This is a genomic window from Herbaspirillum sp. AP02, from assembly GCF_015767275.1.
Classification (GTDB): Bacteria; Pseudomonadota; Gammaproteobacteria; order Burkholderiales; family Burkholderiaceae_D; genus Herbaspirillum.
On record NZ_JADWMY010000001.1, the window covers coordinates 1,222,139 to 1,239,605 of the forward strand.

The following is a 17,467-nucleotide window of genomic DNA, read 5'->3' on the forward strand; positions in this document are numbered from 1 at the left end:
GGGTCAGCTGCCCAGGCGTATCTGCCGGTCCGCCACGCAGCGCACGATATCGGCATCGTGCGTCACCAGCAGCACCGCACACCCCGCTGCCCTGGCCTCTTCCACCAAGAGGCTGATCACTTCCTGCTGGGTCAGCGGGTCCAGCCGCGAGGTGGGCTCGTCGGCAAAGATCAGCGTCGGTTTCATCAACAGCACCCGTGCCAATGCAATGCGCTGCAGTTCGCCACCCGATACCTGGCGCGGCAGGCGATCCAGCAGCCCGGTATCGACGCGCATGCGCGCCAGCAGCGCTTCCAGCCGGTTCCAGTCCAGCTGGTGCAGGCGCACCACGTCTTGCAGGGATTGGCGCAGGCTGACGGTGGGCGCAAAGGCCGCCGCCGGGTCCTGATAGATCTTCTGGAATGCCGTACCTGACAGACCAGGGGAGCGTGTAACTGTCCCCGTATCGGGCTTGAGCAGGCCCAGCAGGAGATTGCCGAAACTGGTCTTGCCCGCGCCGCTGGGACCGCTGATGGCCAGGATTTCACCGGCGTGGATGCGCGCACTGACATCGCTGAACAACACACGCTCGCCGAAGGCCTTGCCGACGCCGCTGATCTCGGCGATGACCCGGCCAGCGCGACCAGACGGTGCGGCCTGCGCTGGCACAGGCATTGGCCAGCAAGCCGGATCGGCCGCCAGCAGGCGCCGGGTATAGGTGTGCCGCGGCGCGGCCAGTACCGCCTCGGCCTCGCCCCGCTCCACCATGCGTCCCTCCAGCATCACCGCCAGTTGTCCGCCCAGCGCCCGCGCCAGCCAGACGTCATGGGTGATGCACAAGAGGCTCATGCCCTCCTTGCGTGCCGCCTGCAGCAGGGCCAGCACTTCGCCACGGCGGTCGGCATCCAGTCCTTTGGTGGGTTCGTCGATGATCAGCAACGGTGCGCCGGCCGCATGCGTGGCCAGGAACGCCACCCGCTGCGCCATGCCACCGGAGATCATGAAAGGATATTTGTCCGCCGCATCCTGCAGGCCCAGGCTGGCCAGCGCATCCAGCGCCGACGTCCGGGCATTGACGCGGGCAGCCCGCAGGCTGTCGTTCTGGCCATCGACGGCGGGCCGGCTGACCAGCTCATAGGTCTCGGCCACCTGCTGCACCACGGTCATGGTCGGGTCCAGCGCCAGCCAGGGTTCCTGTGGCAGCAGCGCGATGCGCCGGCCCCAGCCGGCCTGTCGCGGGACGACATCGGCAGCCTCGCCGGATTCGCCATCGATGCTGATGCGCCCGGTACAGCGCAGGTTGGCCGGCAGATGACCCATGACGGCCTGGGCCAGCAGCGACTTGCCGGAGCCACTCTCGCCCAGCAGGGTCAGCACGCCACCAGCCGGGATGGAAAAACTGATCGCATCGACCAGCACGTCCTCCCCGTGCAGCACCGCGAGGTCTTCTACGCACAGCGCCGGCACTGGCGCCAGCGCACTCATGCGGCCTCCTTCTGCGGCGACAGCAGCAGCAAACCCAGCAGGGTCATGAACAGCACCAGCACCGGCGCACCCACCAGCCAGGGCGCTTCACGGTAATAGGGCAACAGTTCGATCATCATGACGCCCAGTTCCGGCGTCGGCGGCTGCAGACCCACGCCCACGAAGCCCAGTGCCGACATCGCCAGCACCGCGCCGGCCAGGCCGAAGCGCATCAGCGTCAGCAGGCGCGGCAGCAAGGCCGGCAATACGTGACGGCGGATGATGTAAGCAGGCCCAAAGCCCAGCAGCCGCGAGGCCTCCACCTGGGGGCTGGCCAGCAGGACGCGGCATGCGGCACGCACCACGCGGAAATATTCCACCCAGAGCGCCAGCGAAATGCCCACGTACAGCGGCCAGAAACCACCCGGCGCCAGGGCCGCCAGCAGCAGCACCAGCAACAAGCCCGGCAAGGCCAGCACGGCATCGGCCAGCGCCGCCAGCAGGCGCTCGGTCCAGCCGCCGCACCAGGCCGCCAGCAGACCGATGAGCAAGCCAGGAACAGCCGCCGACAGCACGCTCACCAGCGCCAGCGACAAGGATAGCCGGGCGCCATGTGCCAGTCGGGCCAGCATGCTGCGCCCGAGCTGGTCGTAACCCAGCGGCTGCGCCAGGCTGGGCGCCTCAAGAAAGCGCTCCAGATGCTGACGCGCCGGATCGATGTCGATGGCAACCGGTCCGACCAGCGCCAGCAGCGCCACCGCCAGCAACAGCAGCAGTCCGGCGAACTGGCCGCAGGTCCAGCGGGGCGCGCGGAGTTCGACAAGGCTATCGGAAGGAGAAAGACGGCTCATGCTCGGCCTCGCGGATCCAGGAAGGCGCAGGCGGCATCCACCAGCGCATTGAAGAGGACGAACATCAGGCCCAGCACCAGGGCCGTGCCCTGGATCATTGGCACGTCGCGGCCGAAGATGGCGTGCACCAGCGCGTGGCCGATGCCGGGCCAGGCAAAGATGGTTTCCACCAGCACCACGCCTTCGACCAGCATCACCAATTGCACGCCCAGGTAGGCCACCACCGGCACGGCCACATTGCGCAGGCCATGGCGCGCCAGCGCCTGGGTGGGCGTGAGACCTTTGGTCAGCGCAAAACTGAAGTATTCGGCACGCCGGACCTGCACCATGGCATCCCGCGCCACGCGGCAGGAGACCGCCGCCAGACCCAGCGCCAGCGTCAGGGCCGGCAGCAGGATGCCGCCCTGGTCACCATGGCCGGCCGCGGGCAAGGCGCCCAACTGCACCGAAAACAGCAGCACCAGCAGCAAGCCCAGCAGGAAGGACGGCAAGGCCCGCAAGACCACCGACACGGCCAGCGTGGCACGGTCCAGCCAGCCGCCCGGATTCAGTCCGGCCAACACGCCGGCAGTGGGGCCGATGGCCAGCGACAGCGCCATCGCCAGCAGGGACAGGCGCAGCGTCGGCCCCAGCTGATGGCCGATTTCCACCAGCACCGGCAAGGCAGTCACCTGGGAGATCCCCAGGTCCAGGTGCAACAGGCGACTCCACCATTCGCTCAGGGCCATGAACCACGGACGGTCCAGGCCCAGCTCCTCGCGCACGGCCAGCGCCGCCTCGGCGGTGACCATGTCATAGCCATAACGGCCGGCGGCGATGCGGTAGGCCATGTCGCCCGGCAGCAGGCGCGTCATGAAGAAACATAGCGTGCCCACCAGCAGCGCCACCAGGCCGGCCTGCAGCAGGCGCTGTCCCAGCGCGAGCAACAGGTGGCGCCGGATGGAAGCGCTCAATAATCGATTCAAGTCCATTGCAGGGAAGAGATCCGGTAACTGCGTTCAAAGGGGTCGATGCTGGCACCGCGCAGGCGCCGGCTGACGGCGCAGGTCTGGCGGTACCAGACCACCGGAATCACCGGCAACTGCTCCTGCAGCACAGCGGCGATGCGCTGGCGCAGGCTGCGGCTCCGGTCGGCGTCGACAGTGGGCGTGGTCGCCAGTTGCGCCAGCAGCGCCGGCACCTCGGCATTGCGCCAGCCCATGGCGCCCCAGTCACCGCCCTCGGGACCGAAATCCTGCAGCAGGCTGGCCACCGGTTCGGGCAGGTTGCCGTAATTGCGCGCCGCCAGTGCCATCTGCAGCAGCCCGCTGCGATGACCGGCCGGGATATCACCGGAATTGCCGATCAGCACCCGTACAGCGATGCCGACTTGGCGCATCTCTTCCTGCAACGCGGTGGCGATCAGGGGCAGCTCGGGACGATCGACGAAGGTGGTCAGGCTCAACTCAAGCCGCTGACCCTCGCGCCGCCGCACGCCGTCGGCACCGAGGCGCCAGCCGGCCTCTTCCAGCAAGCGGCGCGCCTGCTTCAGGTCGGTATGCAAGGGCGGCAGGCCGGCATCGTGCCAGCGCGCCAGCGCGGGGGGAAACAGTTGCGTGGCACCGAGGTCGGAGTCGCGCAGCAGGGCGCGGGCGATGCCCTCGCGTTCGATGCATAGAGCGATGGCGCGTCGCACGCGCACATCGGCCAGGAAGGGATGACCGGCGTTGAGCTTGAGAATGGTGGTACGCGGCAGCATGGTCGACAGCAGGGCCGCGCGTGGATGGTCTTGCAGCGCCCGGATGCTGGGCGGGTCCAGCGAGAAGGCGAGATCGGCCTGACCGCTCTGGACCAGCAGGGTGCGCGTCTCCGCCCGCGATACGCTGATGTAGCGCGCCCGCTGGATCGGCCTGCCCTGCCCGGACTCGATCAAGGCCACGCGTTCGACATCGAACTGCTGCGGCAGGCTCAGGGAGCGAATGCGATAAGGCCCGCTGCCGATGATGGCATGGACATTGCCCTTGGCATCGAAGGAGGCCGGTGCCAGGATCTGCGTCGTGTAATGGGTCAGCAGATAGGGAAAGGGACCGAACGGCTGGCGCAAGCTGATCACCAGTTCGCTGCCCTCCAGGTGCATCGTCGCGATTGACGCCAGCCGCAATACGCCCGGCCGCTCGGCAGCCCGTTGCAGACAGGCCAGCACGCTGGCCGGCGTGAGCGCACTACCGTCGTGGTAGCGCCGCCCGCTGCGCAGTGCGAAGCGCCATTGCAGACCGTCATTGCTGACCCGCCAGGTAGTGGCCAGGCCCGCACGCAAGTGGCCGCTGTCATCCACCTCCAGCAGCGTCTCCACCACTTCCATGCGGGCGAACATGTAGCCGGAGCGCGAGGGATCGAGTCCGGTCATTTCCCAGGGGCCGACCACGGTCAGCACGCTGGCATCCGCCCGGGCGATGGCATGGGCATGCGGCGCATCGTCGCCATGCGCCAGTGCACTACGCCAGGGATGGGCAGCAGCCAGGGCGGCGGCCGCCAGCAGGGCCCGGCGGCGTGCTGCGTTCAGGTCGCGGGACACGGGGCGGCCCTCAGAACCGGACGTTCAACGCCAGCATGGCATTGCGCTCGTCACCCGGCATGATCCACAGGTTGTTGTAGGAACTGCTGTAGTAACGCTTGTTGAAAAGATTGTTGACGTCCAGCGAGAGCTTCATGCGCGGCGTGAACTGCCAGTAGGCCAGCGCCCGCGCAGTGGCATAGCCAGGCAGCTGGAAGCTGCCGGCCTGGTCGCCGGTGCGCGCCCCCACATAGCTGGCGCCGCCACCCACGCCATAGGGCGAGCCGTGCGCATCGACATCCTCGAACACCGCCAGCAGGCTGCCCGACACGCGCGGCACGTTGACCAGCCGCGCACCGACGGTGAGGGTGTTGTCCTTGGCGACATAGGCGTCGGTATAGGCCAGGTTGCCGGTCAGGCGCCAGTGGCGTCCGAGCTTGGCATTGGCATCCAGTTCCACGCCCTTGCTGCGCACTTCACCGGCAGCGATCGAGAACGAGGGATTGGACGGATCGGTGGTCAGCACATTCTGCTTGGTGATATCGAACACCGCCAGGGTGGCGCCACTACGCTGGTCTTCGCTCTGGAACTTCAACCCCACTTCGGCGGCGCGTGCGGTCTCGGGGCTGAAGGCATTGCCCTGGACGTCGCTGCCGGTGTTGGGGCGGAAGGATTTGCTGGCGCTGGCATAGACCGACCAGGCGGGCGTGATCAGGTAGGTCAGGCCCAGGCGCGGCGAAACGGCGCTCTTGTCCTGGCGCGTGGTCGCGCCGCTGCGCCAGTTGTTCAGGGTGGAGCGGAAGGAATCGGCACGCACGCCGGCCAGCAATTTCCAGCGATCCGACAGGCTGACCTGGTCCTGCAGGTAGAGTGCGGTGCTGATCTGGCGCTCGCTGGTATCGGTATTGGGCAGGGGCGTGGGTTGCGCCTGGCCGTCAACCGGGGCGTAGATGTTGACCGCATAGGGCGCAGCGGCGCTGGGGTTGATGCGCAGCATGCGCTGGTCCAGCGTCAGCCGGTCGATCTCGGTACCGATCAACACTTCATGGCCGATGCCGCCGGTGTGCAGCTTGCCGCCCAGTTCGGCCTGCAGCGAGGTGTCGTGCCAGCTGTAGTCGCGATAACGGCGCTGGCGGCGCAGGGTGGCGTTGTCGGCCTGCAGTGCGGAGGCTTCGGTGGAAAAACCGTCCAGGCTGCCGTCCTTGTGAAACACGCCGGTACGCACATGCCAATCTTCGCTGAGGCGGTGTTCCAGCGTCAGCAGGTGGTTGCGGTTTTCCATCTTGATGTCGCCATCGTTCGGTTCGCCCAGGAAGCGCGACACCGGCAACACGCCCGGATTGCCATTGACGGCAACGATGCCGCGATCCAGCGGGGCCTTCTGCCGCACGAACTCACCTTCGTAGTTCAGTACCGTGCGATCCGACAACACCCAGGTGAAGGCCGGCGCCAGGAATTCGCGCTGGCCGGTGATGTTGTCGCGCATGCTGCCCTTGTGCTCCAGGGCGGCGTTGATGCGGTAGGCCACTTCGCTGTTGAGGGCGCCGGTGGAATCGACGGCACTGCGATAGGTGTTGTTGGTGCCGATGGACAGGTCCAGCGCATTGGCCGACTTGAACTGCGGCTTCTTGCTGACCACGTTGATGGTGCCGCCCGGTTCGCTATTGCCGTACAGGGCCGCTGCCGGTCCCTTGAGGAAGTCCACACTCTCGACGTTGGCCATGTCACGCGGCGGCGCATAGCCACGATTGGAGGCGAAGCCGTTCCAGAGGATATTCATGCCGCCGTTTTCGTTGCCGGAAAAGCCGCGGATGGAATAGTTGTCCCACAGGCCGCCGAAATTGTTCTGCCTGGCCACGCCGCTCACGTAGAGCAGCACGTCATCCAGCCGCGTGGCGGCCAGGTCGTCGATCAGCTGGCGCGACACCACCTGGACCGATTGCGGCAATTCCTGCAAGGGGGTCTCGCTGCGGGTGGCACTGGAGGTCGTATTCTGGCGATATTGCTGGCGCTCGCCGGTGCCGGTCACCACGACCTGCCCCAGTCCACCGTCAGCGCCGACGGTGGTGGTGGTATCGGCGCCCCAGGCCAGATTCTGGGCCTGGCTCATGGCGAGCGCGCCCAGCACGGCCGCCCGCAGTGCGGTCATTTTCATCTTTTCCCTTGTGTTTTTTGTGTGTTGCGGCTGGGTGCTGAGCTGCCTTGCCGCGAGAGTGGTGACCGTGCTACGCGGTCAGGGCGGCATTTTATGCAACAGTGTTGCATTTAGCAAGAAAAAAGACGTTCACCGGGAATACGAGCAAGCTGGCCCCGTCCCGGTCCCGCATGCCTGAAGACGCCTCATCGTGCCGCCGATCAAGGCAGGCGCGAGTATAAAAGCGCAGGCGAGCCGGCGGCTGCGACCAATTGTCGCACCCACCTCGGTTTGCCCGAAAGGAAAGACCGGCCTAGAGCCAGCCGGCCTTGCGCAAGCGCCGCCACAACAGCGTGCAGGCGGTGATGATGCCGCCCAAGACCAGCGGGAAGCTCCACTGCCAGGACAAGCCGGGCATATGGGCGAAGTTCATGCCGTAGAGGCTGAAGATCATGGTCGGGATGGCCAGGATGGCACCCCAGCCAGCCAGGGTCTGCACGATCTCGTTCTGGTGGATGGTGACCTGGGCCAGATTGATCTGCACCGCCGACTCCACCATTTCGCGCAAGCGGTCGCCGGTGTCGATGAAGCGCACCACGTGGTCGTAGATGTCGCGGAAGTAGGCCTTGCCATCCTTGGTGATCAGGCCTTCATGGAAACGCAGCAGCTGGGTGCAGACATCCAGCAGCGGCGAGGCCGCCGAGCGCAGGCGGATCAGCTGCCGCTTCAACTGGTAGAGCTCCTGCAGGTAGGCCTTGCCGCTGATGGCACCTGGGTTGAAGAGCTGTTCCTCGTACTGGCTGAACTTGGCTTCCAGGTCATCCATGATGGGTCGGTAGTTGTCGACCACGAAGTCCATGATGGAATAGAGCACGAAGCTGGGACCGCGCACCAGGCGCTCGGGCAGCATCTCGCAATGTTCGCGCACCTTGGCGTAGCTGCGCGAGGCGCCGTGCCGCACCGTGACCACGAAGCGCGGGCCGGTGAGGATGTGGGTCTCGCCAAACTGCACCTCGCCGCCGGCCAGCTGGGCCGTGTGCAGGACCACGAAAAGGGTATCGCCGTATTCCTCGATCTTGGGCCGCTGGTGGGCGGCGTAGGCGTCTTCCACTGCCAGTTCGTGCAGGCAGAACTCTTCCTTGATCTTGTTCATCAGCTCGACATTGGGTTCCAGCAGGCCCAGCCAGACGAAGGTCCCCTCCTCTTCCAGCACGTCACTGATTTCATCGAGGGTGATGTCCCGCAGCTTCTTGCCCTTCTTGTAGACCGTGCAATTGACGATCATGGTGGGATCGATCATGTCTCTTTCCTGTTCTCTTCCTGGTCTTGTCGGATCAACCGGGTTCTGTCAGCGACATTGGGTCAGCTGGTACGCCAGCGCAGGCGCTGCTTGAACACCTGCGCCATGATCACCCCGGCCAGCGTGATCAGGCCGCCGATGGCGTGATAGCCATGCAATTGCTCGCCCAGCACCGCCACCGCAATGATGACAGTGAACACCGGCATCAGGTTCACGAAAATGGAACAGCGGCTGGCACCCAGGTAGGCCACGCCGCGCATCCACAGGAACTGCGAGAGGATGGAAGCGGCAATGCCGGCATACAGCAGGATGGGCAGGTTGTCGCGGGTGATGGGCGAATGATGGCCCAGCACGAAGCCCGGGAACAGCAGCACCACCGCCATGAGCACCTGCATGTACAGCAATTGCCAGGTGCGCAGGGGCAGCGCCCAGCGCCGCAGCATCACGCCATACAGGCCATAGGCGATGGTGGCCAGCAGCATCAGTAGATCCCCGGTGACCACACCCTGCTCGAACAGGTTCTGCGGGTGACCGCGCCCGATCAGCACCGCCAGGCCGAACAGCGATAGCACCCCGCCGGCCAGGGTGCCGATGGTGGGCGGTTCGGACAGCAGCTTGATGCTCAGCACCAGTGTCAGCAAGGGCATCAGCGAGGCAATGATGCCCATGCTGGTGGCCGAGGCGGTGGCGGCGGCGAAATAGGCCAGGCTCTGGAACAGCACCATGCCCAGCAGCGCCAGCACCAGGATCTTGCCCAGGTGGGGGCGGATCTGCGCGCGTGCGGCCCAGGTCGAGCGCGCCAGGAAGGGCGACATCAGCGCCGCCGCCAGCACCCAGCGGTAGAAGGAAATATCCTCCGGCGCGATGACACTGGCCGACATCTTGCTGATGACCGTGTTGCCGGCCCAGATCAGGACGGCACCCAGCGGGAACCACAGGGCTTTGTAGGGCTGATCGCTACGCATGGCGCTCCTCGTCGTGGCGGCCGTGTCAGGCCGACTTGTTCTGTTGCTGCCCGGCCATCTCGGCCCCGGCATCATGCGGCAACTGGCGCAGCATCAGCAGCGCCAGCGACGCCACCGCGCCCACCACCAGGAAGGCCGGCCAGAAGTCCTGCGCCACCAGCGTGGCATGCCCCTGGAGGTCGTTGGACATCTGCAGGGCGAACCCAGCCAGCACCACACCCATGCCGATGGACAACTGCTGCGCCACGCTGGCCATGCTGGTGGCCTGGCTCAGGCGCTGCTTGTCGACATCGGCGTAGGAAATCGCATTGAGGCTGGTGAACTGCAGCGAACGGAAGCAGCCACCGATGAGCAAGACCAGCACCATCAGCAGATACGGCGTCTGCGGCGTGAAGCCGGCGATGGCCCACAGCCCCAGCACGCCCAGCGCGCCATTGACCAGCAGCACCCGCCGAAAACCATAGCGCCGCAGGAAGCGGGCGGCGATGGTCTTCATGAACATCGCTCCGGCCGCCGAGGCACAGGTCAACAGGCCCGAATGGAAAGGCGTGTAGCCAAAACCCAGTTGCAGCATCAGCGGCAGCAGGAAGGGGATGGCGCCGATCCCCACGCGATAGAGCGAGCCGCCGAAGACGCCGGCGCGCAGGGTGGGAATCTTCAACAGCGCCAGGTCGATCAGCGGCGCCGTGGCACGCCGCGCATGCCACACGTAACCGACCAGGAACAGCACGCCGGCCACCACGCAGGCCAGCGAGACATCGCCCGACACCAGATGCCGGCCGGAGGTCGCCAGCCCCATCATCAGCAGCGAGCAACCCAGCGCCGAGAGCACGAAGCCCTTGAAATCCAGCGGCGCCACCTGCTCGGCCTTGAGGTCGGGAATGAAGCGCGTGGCCAGGTAGAGACCGAGGATGCTGATCGGGATATTGATGAAGAAGATCCAGCGCCAGTGGAAGTAGGTCGTGATGAAGCCCCCCAGCGGCGGCCCCAGCACCGGCCCGAACAGGGCGGGAATGGTCAGGTAGGACAGCGCCTTGACCAGGTTGACCTTCTCCACGCTGCGCAGGATCACCAGGCGCCCCACCGGCACCATCATGGCGCCGCCGATGCCCTGCAGGAAACGCGCCGCCACGAACTGCGGCAGGGTCGAGGAAGCCCCGCACAGGATGGAACCCAGCATGAAGACACAGATGGCGGTGCGGAAGATGGTGAGCGAGCCGAAGCGGTCGGCCATCCAGCCCGAGATGGGAATGAAGACGGCCAGGCTGACCAGGTAGGAGGTCAACGCCAGCTTGAGCGAAATGGGATCGACATTCATGTCCAGCGCCAGCGCCGGCAGGGAGGTCGAGATGACGGTGGAATCCATCTGTTCCATGAACAGCGCACAGGCGACGATCAGGGGAATGATGAAGGTGCGTGGAATGGGCATCGGACTGGGAAATGAAGGGACAGCGCCCTGGCAGCGTGACAAGCCTTCAAGTATACCTTTTACGCTATCATGCTGCCGGCGGGGCTCCGCTGCCCTGCCTGCATTTGCCCACATTTGCCTGCATTTGCCTGTCCTCGCGCCACTGTTCCATGACCGATTGCTTCGCCCTCCTCGACGACCATCTCGCCACGCCGGCAGAACCGCGCTCGCGCCTCTACACCGGTCATCTGCGCACGCTGGCCTGCATCGACGCCGCCGGCTTCCCGGCTTTGTTGGCGCAGATGCAGGCGGCACTGGCCGCTGGCCAGCATGCGGTCGCCCTGTGGAGCTACGAACTGGGCGCGGCACTGCAGGGCTTGCCGCATCGGCCGCTGGCGGGCCCGCTGGCACGGGTCCTGCTGTTCGAACGCTGCCAGCGCCTGGGGGCGGCCGAGATCGATGCCTGGCTGGCCGGCCAGTGCGACGCCGAAGCGGCCGGCATCGTCAACCTGCGCAGCAGCGTCGATGAGGCCGCCTTCAACGCCGCCATCGGACGCATCCGCGACTACATCGCGGCCGGTGACACCTACCAGGTCAATTACACCTATCGCCTGCACTTCCAGGTCCATGGTGACGCCATCACGCTCTATCGCCGCCTGCGGGCACGCCAGCCGGTGCCCTACGGCGCGCTGGTGCGCGATGCGCAGGGTGGCATGGTGTTGTCCTGCTCGCCGGAACTGTTCGTCGCGCACCAGGATGGCATGTTGAAAGCCAAGCCGATGAAAGGTACCGCACGCGCCATGGACACGCAGACCGAGGGTGCGGAAACAATCAATGCCCAACGCGCCCTGGCCCTGGCCAACGATGAAAAGAACCGGGCCGAGAACCTGATGATCGTGGACCTGCTGCGCAACGACCTGGGCCGCGTGGCACGCTCCGGTTCGGTCCAGGTGCCGCACCTGTTCGACGTACGCCGCTATGGGCAGGTGCTGCAGATGACCTCCACCATCCGCGCCCGCCTGCGCGAGGACGCCACGCTGGCGAGCGTCATCGCCGCGCTCTATCCCTGCGGCTCCATCACCGGCGCGCCCAAGCGGCGCACCATGGAAATCATCGACGAGCTGGAAACCGAGGCCCGTGGCCTGTACACCGGCGCCGTCGGATGGTTCGACGCGCCACGCGAAGGCGGCGGCACCATCGGCGACTTCTGCCTGTCGGTACCCATTCGTACGCTGGAACTGCAAGCGCCTGAACATGGCCTGCGACAGGGCGTGATGGGCGTGGGGGCCGGCATCGTCTACGACAGCGACGCTGCCTCAGAATTTGCAGAATGCCGCCTGAAATCGGCCTTCCTCACCGGGCTGGAACAGGAGTTCAGCCTCTTCGAAACCATGCACGCCAGCCACGCCGGCTGCCGCCATCTGGACTTGCACCTGCAGCGCCTGCAAGCCTCGGCGGCGGTGTTCGGTTTTCCCTGCGATGAGAAGGCGATGCGCCAGCAGATCGATGCGCTCTGCGCCGGCCTGCCGAAAGACGTCGTCCTGCGCCTGCGGCTGGCATTGGATGCCGGCGGCAACATCAGCCTGCAGCATGCGCCGTTGCTGCCGCTGGCGGGACCGGTGAAGGTATTCCTGGCCGAACAGCGGAGCGCCAGCGACGACTTTTTCCTGCGCCACAAGAGCACGCGGCGCGCACGCTACGACGCTGCCTGGAAGGAAGCCGAACGGCGCGGCGGTTTCGACATGCTGTTCTTCAATGAGCGCGATGAATTGACCGAGGGTGGGCGCAGCAATGTCTTCGTCAAGCTCGACGGGCAGTGGCGCACCCCACCCTTGTCCGCCGGCCTGTTGCCGGGTGTGATGCGCCGCGTCCTGCTGGCCGACCCGAACTGGCAGGCCCGCGAAGCCGTCATCACCCGCGCCGATCTGATGCGCGCGCAGGAGGTGGTGGTGTGCAATGCGTTGCGGGGCGTGCTGCCGGCCCGACTGGCAACGTAATAGCCAGTCAGTGACACTCTCGCCTGCTAACGCAGCGCCGCATTCTCCTTCAACCCCCTGGCCCGCTCTGCACTCTGCTGCTCCAGCGGCCCCAGGTCATCCAGACTATGTCCGTCCCAGCCACCGCCCAGGGCCTTGGCCAGCAGCACGCTGGCGGCCATGCGGCGGTTGAGGATGTTCAATGAATTCAGTTCGGCCGACAGGGCCGTGGCCTGGGCGGTGATGACGTTGACGTAGCTGACCGTGCCGGCCTTGTACTGGTTGGTCACCAGCGTGACGGCCTGGCGCGCCGCCTGCAGTGCCTCGCCCTGCACCGCGGCTTCCTGCTCCAGGATGCGCAATGCGGCCAGGTTGTCTTCCACCTCCTGGAAGGCGGTCAGCACCGTCTGCTTGTAGGTGGCCACCGTGCCGTCATAGCTGGCGATGGCCTGCTCGGTGGCGGCCTGGCGCGCGCCGCCGTCGAAGATGGTCTGCGCCAGCTGTGGCCCCAGCGACCACACCCGGCCGGGCAGTGTGAACCAGTCGGCAAAGGTGGAACTCTGGTAACCGCCCGAGGCTGACAGGGTCAGGCTGGGGAAATAGGCGGCCTTGGCTACGCCGATCTTGGCATTGGCGGAGGCCACGCGGCGCTCGGCGGCGGCCACGTCGGGACGACGCTCCAGCAGCATCGACGGCACACCCTGCGGGACCGGTGGCGCCACTGCCGTCAGCGGCGACCTGGGCAGGGAGAAACTGGCGGGCGTCTTGCCCACCAGCAGGGCGATGGCATGCTCGATCTGGGCGCGGGTGACGCCGTTGTCCAGGGCCGAGGCCTGGGCCGATTTCAGCTGGGTCTGCGCCTGGATCACGTCGGACTTGGCGACCATGCCGGCGTTGTACTGGTTCTGCGCCACCTCCAGCGAGCGCTGGTAGGCCTGCACGGTGTCATCCAGCAACTGCTGCTGGGCGTCCAGCACGCGTAGCTGCAGGTAGTTCTGCGCCACTTGCGCCTGCGCCGACAAGCGGGCGCCGGCCAGGTCCGCTGCGCTGGCCTGGGCGCTGGCCTGGCTGGATTCGACGTCGCGCCGGACCTTGCCCCAGATGTCGGCTTCCCAGGCGGCGGTGAGCGAGAAGGTATAGGAATTGCGCACGCCGCCGGACGATCCGGACGACGACGAGGTACCGGACGAGGTCGAAGACCCGGCCGAGCCGGAGCGGCCTCGCGAAGCGCCGGCCGAAGCCGACAAGGTGGGCGAATAGGCCGAGCGCGAACTCTGCACCAGCGCCACGGCGCTGCGGAAGTTGGCTTCGGCCAGCGCCAGGTTCTGGTTGGAGACGTCCACCTGTGCCACCAGCGCATTCAATTGGGCATCGTTGAACATCTCCCACCACTTGCCGTCGGCCATCAGGTCGCGCGGCTGGGCGGGCTTCCAGTTCTGGCCTTCCTTGAAGACGGCCGGGGCCATGGTGGCCTCGTCCATCTGCGGCCGGACGTAATCGGGGCCGACCGCGCAGGCCGTCAGCGCCAGGCTGATCGCCAGCGCCATCAGCACGGGCTTGAGTTTGAGCAGGTCTTGTTGCGTCATGCGTTTCTCCATGGCGGCAGCCTCAGGCCGCCGAGGTTTCTGTCTGGTTCTTGCGGCCGAAGCGGCGCTGGCCCCAGGCGCGCAGGCGTTCCATGTACAGGTACACCACCGGGGTCGTATAGAGGGTGAGCAGTTGGCTGACCACCAGTCCGCCGACGATGGAAATGCCCAGCGGCTGGCGCAGCTCGGCGCCGTCGCCGTGGCCGATGGCCAGCGGGATCGCGCCCAGCAAAGCGGCCATGGTGGTCATCATGATCGGGCGGAAGCGTAGCCGGCAGGCTTCGAAGATGGCGTCACGCGGGGACAGGCCACGATTGCGTTCGGCGTCGATAGCGAAGTCCACCATCATGATGGCGTTCTTCTTGACGATGCCGATCAGCAGGATCACGCCGATCAGCGCGATCAGGCTGAAGTCGGTACCGGTGACCATCAGCGCCAGCAAGGCGCCCACGCCGGCCGAGGGCAAGGTGGAAATGATGGTGATGGGATGGATCAGGCTCTCATAGAGAATGCCCAGCACGATGTACACGGCCAGCAATGCCGTCAGGATCAGGATGGGCTGGCTGGAGGTGGAGGACTGGAAGGCATTGGCGGTACCGGCGAAGGTGCCCAGCACATTGGTGGGCACGCCCAGTTGCGCCATGGCACGGTCGATGGCTTCCGTGGCCTGCGACAGCGAGACCCCCTCGGCCAGGTTGAAGGACAGCGTGGAGGCCACGAACTGCCCCTCGTGGCTGACCGAGAGCGCGGTAGTGGTCGGCTCGAAGCGCGAGAACGCGGCCAGCGGAATCTGGCGCGAGGGCGCGGTGGAAATGGTCTGCGCCAGGCCGGTGTTGGCATTGAGCTTGCCGGCCGCCGACAGGGCCGGTGGGGTGGACAGGCTGGAGGTGGTCGGCGACAGGTTGGACGAGCCGGCCAGGCTGACATAGGTATCGCGCAGGGTTTCCGGGCTCTGCCAGTATTGCGGCGCGGCTTCCATCACCACGTGGTACTGGTTCATACCGCTGTAGATGGTCGAGATCTGGCGCTGGCCGAACAGGTCGGACAGCGTGGAATCGATCAGTTGTGGCGTGACTCCGGCCCGCATGGCGGTCTCGCGGTCGATGGTCAGGGTGGTCTGCAGGCCGTTGTCCTGCTGGTCGGTGCTGATGTCTTCCAGTTCCTTGAGGTTGGACAGGGCCAGGCGGATCTTGGGCTCCCAGATGCGCAGCAGACCGACATCGTCGGACTTGAGCGAGTATTCATATTGCGAGTCGCTCTGGCGGGCACCGATGCGGATGTCCTGCACCGGCACCAGGAACACCCGGGCGCCAGCCACCTTGGCCGTCTTCATGCGCAGCCGCGCCACCACCTTGTCGGCGCTGTCCTTGCGTTCGGTGAGGGGCTTCAGGGTCACGTACATGAAGCCACCATTGCGCCGCTGCCCACCGGTAAAGGCCACCACATCGGACACGGCGGGGTCGGCCTTGACGATGTCGATGAAATCGTTGAGCTTGGTACGCATGGCCTGGAAGGAAATGGCCTGGTCGCCGCGGATGCCGCCGATCAGGCGTCCCGTGTCCTGCTGCGGAAAGAAGCCCTTGGGGATGGCCTTGTAGAGATACACGTTCAGGGCAATCGTGGCCAGCAGGATCAGCATCATCAGGGGAGCCGCCCGCAAGGCCCAGGCCAGGGTGCGTTCGTAGGCCAGCAGCATGTCTTCGAAGATGGCGGCGGTCTGGTCGGAAATCTTCTGCAGCCAGGGATGGCGCCGCTGGCGACGCGCTGCGTCGGCCTCCGGGTCATGGCGCAGCAACTGCGCGCACATCATCGGCGTGGTGGTCAGGGATACCACCAGCGAGACCAGGATGGCCACCGACAGGGTGATGGCGAATTCGCGGAACAGGCGGCCGACGATGCCTTCCATCAGCAGGATGGGGATGAACACGGCGATCAGCGAAATGCTCATCGACAGCACGGTGAAGCCGACCTCGCGCGCACCGAGCAGGGCCGCCTTGTAGGGCTTCATGCCGGACTCGATATGGCGCGAGATGTTCTCCAGCACCACGATGGCATCGTCCACCACGAAGCCGGTGGCAATCGTCAGTGCCATCAGCGACAGGTTGTCCAGGCTGAAGCCGGCCAGGTACATCACGCCGAAGGTGCCGATCAGCGAGACCGGCACGGCCACCGCCGGGATCAGCGTGGCACGGGCGTTACGCAGGAACAGGAATACCACCATGATCACCAGCGCCACCGAGAGGATCAGGGTGAATTCGGTTTCCTTCAACGAAGCGCGGATGGTGGGGGTGCGATCCAGCACGACCTTCATGTCGATGGCGGACGGGATCGAGGCCTGCAACTGCGGCAAGAGCTCGCGCACGTTGTCGACGGTGTCGATGATGTTGGCGCCGGGCTGGCGGTTGATGATGATCAGCACCGAGGGCTTGCCGTTGGAGGAGCCGGCGTTGCGCACATCGGCCACCGAGTCGCGCACCTCGGCCACGTCCTGCACCCGCACCGGCGTGCCGTTGCGGTAGGACACGATCAACGGCGCATATTCGGCGGCGGTCTTGGCCTGGTCGTTGGCATAGATCTGCCAGTTGCGACCATCGTCTTCCAGCAAACCCTTGGGGCGATTGGCATTGGTGGCGGCCACCGCGGTGCGCACGTCGGCGCTGCCGATGCCGTACTTGTTGAGGGCGGTCGGGTTCAGTTCGATGCGCACGGCCGGCTGTGAACTGCCGCCCACACTGACCTGCCCTACCCCGCGCACCTGCGACAGCTTCTGCGCCACGATGCTGTCGGCGGCGTCGTACATCTGCCCCTGGGTCATGGTGTCGGAGGTCATGGCCAGGATCAGGATGGGGGCGTCGGCCGGGTTGACCTTGCGATAGGTCGGGTTGCTCGGCATGCCGGTGGGCAGCAGGCTGCGCGCGGCATTGAGCGCGGCCTGCACGTCGCGGGCGGCGCCATCGATGTCGCGGCTCAGGTCGAACTGCAGGGTGATGCGAGTGGAGTTCTGGGAACTGGTGGAGGTCATCTCGGTGACCCCGGCGATGGCGCCCATGGCCCGCTCCAGCGGCGTAGCCACGGTCGCGGCCATGGTCTCGGGGCTGGCGCCGGGCAGCGAGGCAGAGATCGAGATGGTCGGGTAATCCACCTGCGGCAACGGCGAGACCGGCAGCAGGCGGAAGGCCACCATGCCCGCCAGCGCGATGCCGATGGTCAGGAGCGTGGTGGCAATGGGCCGCTTGATGAAGGGAAGCGAGATATTCATGCGCGCATCCGC

Annotated in this window: 11 protein-coding genes; 1 reads left to right on the forward strand and 10 read right to left on the reverse strand. The window is 66.2% G+C overall.

Going from position 1 to position 17,467, the window contains the following annotated elements; genetic code table 11:
• Positions 1-3: 3 nt before the first annotated feature.
• The 8 genes from I5R65_RS05600 to I5R65_RS05635 all read right to left on the reverse strand — a co-directional run bounded on the left by I5R65_RS05600 (position 4) and on the right by I5R65_RS05635 (position 10,655).
• Entirely contained in the window at positions 4-1,464 is a 1,461-nt protein-coding gene (locus I5R65_RS05600; RefSeq protein WP_180667193.1) for an ABC transporter ATP-binding protein, read from the reverse strand.
• Positions 1,461-2,294: an ABC transporter permease gene (locus I5R65_RS05605; RefSeq protein ID WP_180667191.1), complete on the reverse strand. Its 834-nt coding sequence runs from the start codon at positions 2,292-2,294 to the stop codon at positions 1,461-1,463. The genes I5R65_RS05600 and I5R65_RS05605 overlap by 4 nt, the downstream gene beginning before the upstream one ends.
• Positions 2,291-3,265 (reverse strand): ABC transporter permease, encoded by a 975-nt coding sequence (locus I5R65_RS05610; protein ID WP_180667189.1) that lies wholly within the window; start codon positions 3,263-3,265, stop codon positions 2,291-2,293. Before I5R65_RS05610 ends, I5R65_RS05605 begins: the two co-directional genes overlap by 4 nt.
• Complete coding sequence (locus I5R65_RS05615; protein ID WP_180667187.1) at positions 3,256-4,848, reverse strand: ABC transporter substrate-binding protein; 1,593 nt, start codon at positions 4,846-4,848, stop codon at positions 3,256-3,258. Before I5R65_RS05615 ends, I5R65_RS05610 begins: the two co-directional genes overlap by 10 nt.
• A 10-nt stretch (positions 4,849-4,858) precedes the next feature.
• Entirely contained in the window at positions 4,859-6,982 is a 2,124-nt protein-coding gene (locus tag I5R65_RS05620) for a TonB-dependent siderophore receptor (RefSeq protein WP_180667185.1), read from the reverse strand.
• A 292-nt stretch (positions 6,983-7,274) separates the two neighbouring features.
• Positions 7,275-8,261, reverse strand: coding sequence for a magnesium and cobalt transport protein CorA (locus I5R65_RS05625; RefSeq protein WP_006462433.1), 987 nt, complete (start codon positions 8,259-8,261; stop codon positions 7,275-7,277).
• A gap of 62 nt (positions 8,262-8,323) precedes the next feature.
• On the reverse strand, positions 8,324-9,226 hold the full coding sequence (locus I5R65_RS05630; RefSeq protein ID WP_180667183.1) for a DMT family transporter: 903 nt from the start codon (positions 9,224-9,226) through the stop codon (positions 8,324-8,326).
• A 25-nt stretch (positions 9,227-9,251) separates the two neighbouring features.
• The gene (locus tag I5R65_RS05635; RefSeq protein ID WP_180667181.1) at positions 9,252-10,655 is read right to left on the reverse strand and encodes an MFS transporter; all 1,404 of its coding nucleotides are present in this window, start codon (positions 10,653-10,655) and stop codon (positions 9,252-9,254) included.
• Positions 10,656-10,804: 149 nt separating this feature from the next.
• Between I5R65_RS05635 and pabB the strand changes: the two genes are divergently transcribed.
• On the forward strand, positions 10,805-12,631 hold the full coding sequence (pabB, locus tag I5R65_RS05640) for an aminodeoxychorismate synthase component I (RefSeq protein ID WP_180667179.1): 1,827 nt from the start codon (positions 10,805-10,807) through the stop codon (positions 12,629-12,631).
• Positions 12,632-12,657: 26 nt separating this feature from the next.
• Here pabB and I5R65_RS05645 read toward each other — a convergent pair whose 3' ends face one another.
• The gene (locus tag I5R65_RS05645; RefSeq protein WP_180667176.1) at positions 12,658-14,196 is read right to left on the reverse strand and encodes an efflux transporter outer membrane subunit; all 1,539 of its coding nucleotides are present in this window, start codon (positions 14,194-14,196) and stop codon (positions 12,658-12,660) included.
• Positions 14,197-14,218: 22 nt separating this feature from the next.
• Positions 14,219-17,455, reverse strand: a complete 3,237-nt coding sequence (locus I5R65_RS05650; RefSeq protein ID WP_180667174.1) for an efflux RND transporter permease subunit — start codon at positions 17,453-17,455, stop codon at positions 14,219-14,221.
• Between the last annotated feature and the right edge of the window lie 12 nt (positions 17,456-17,467).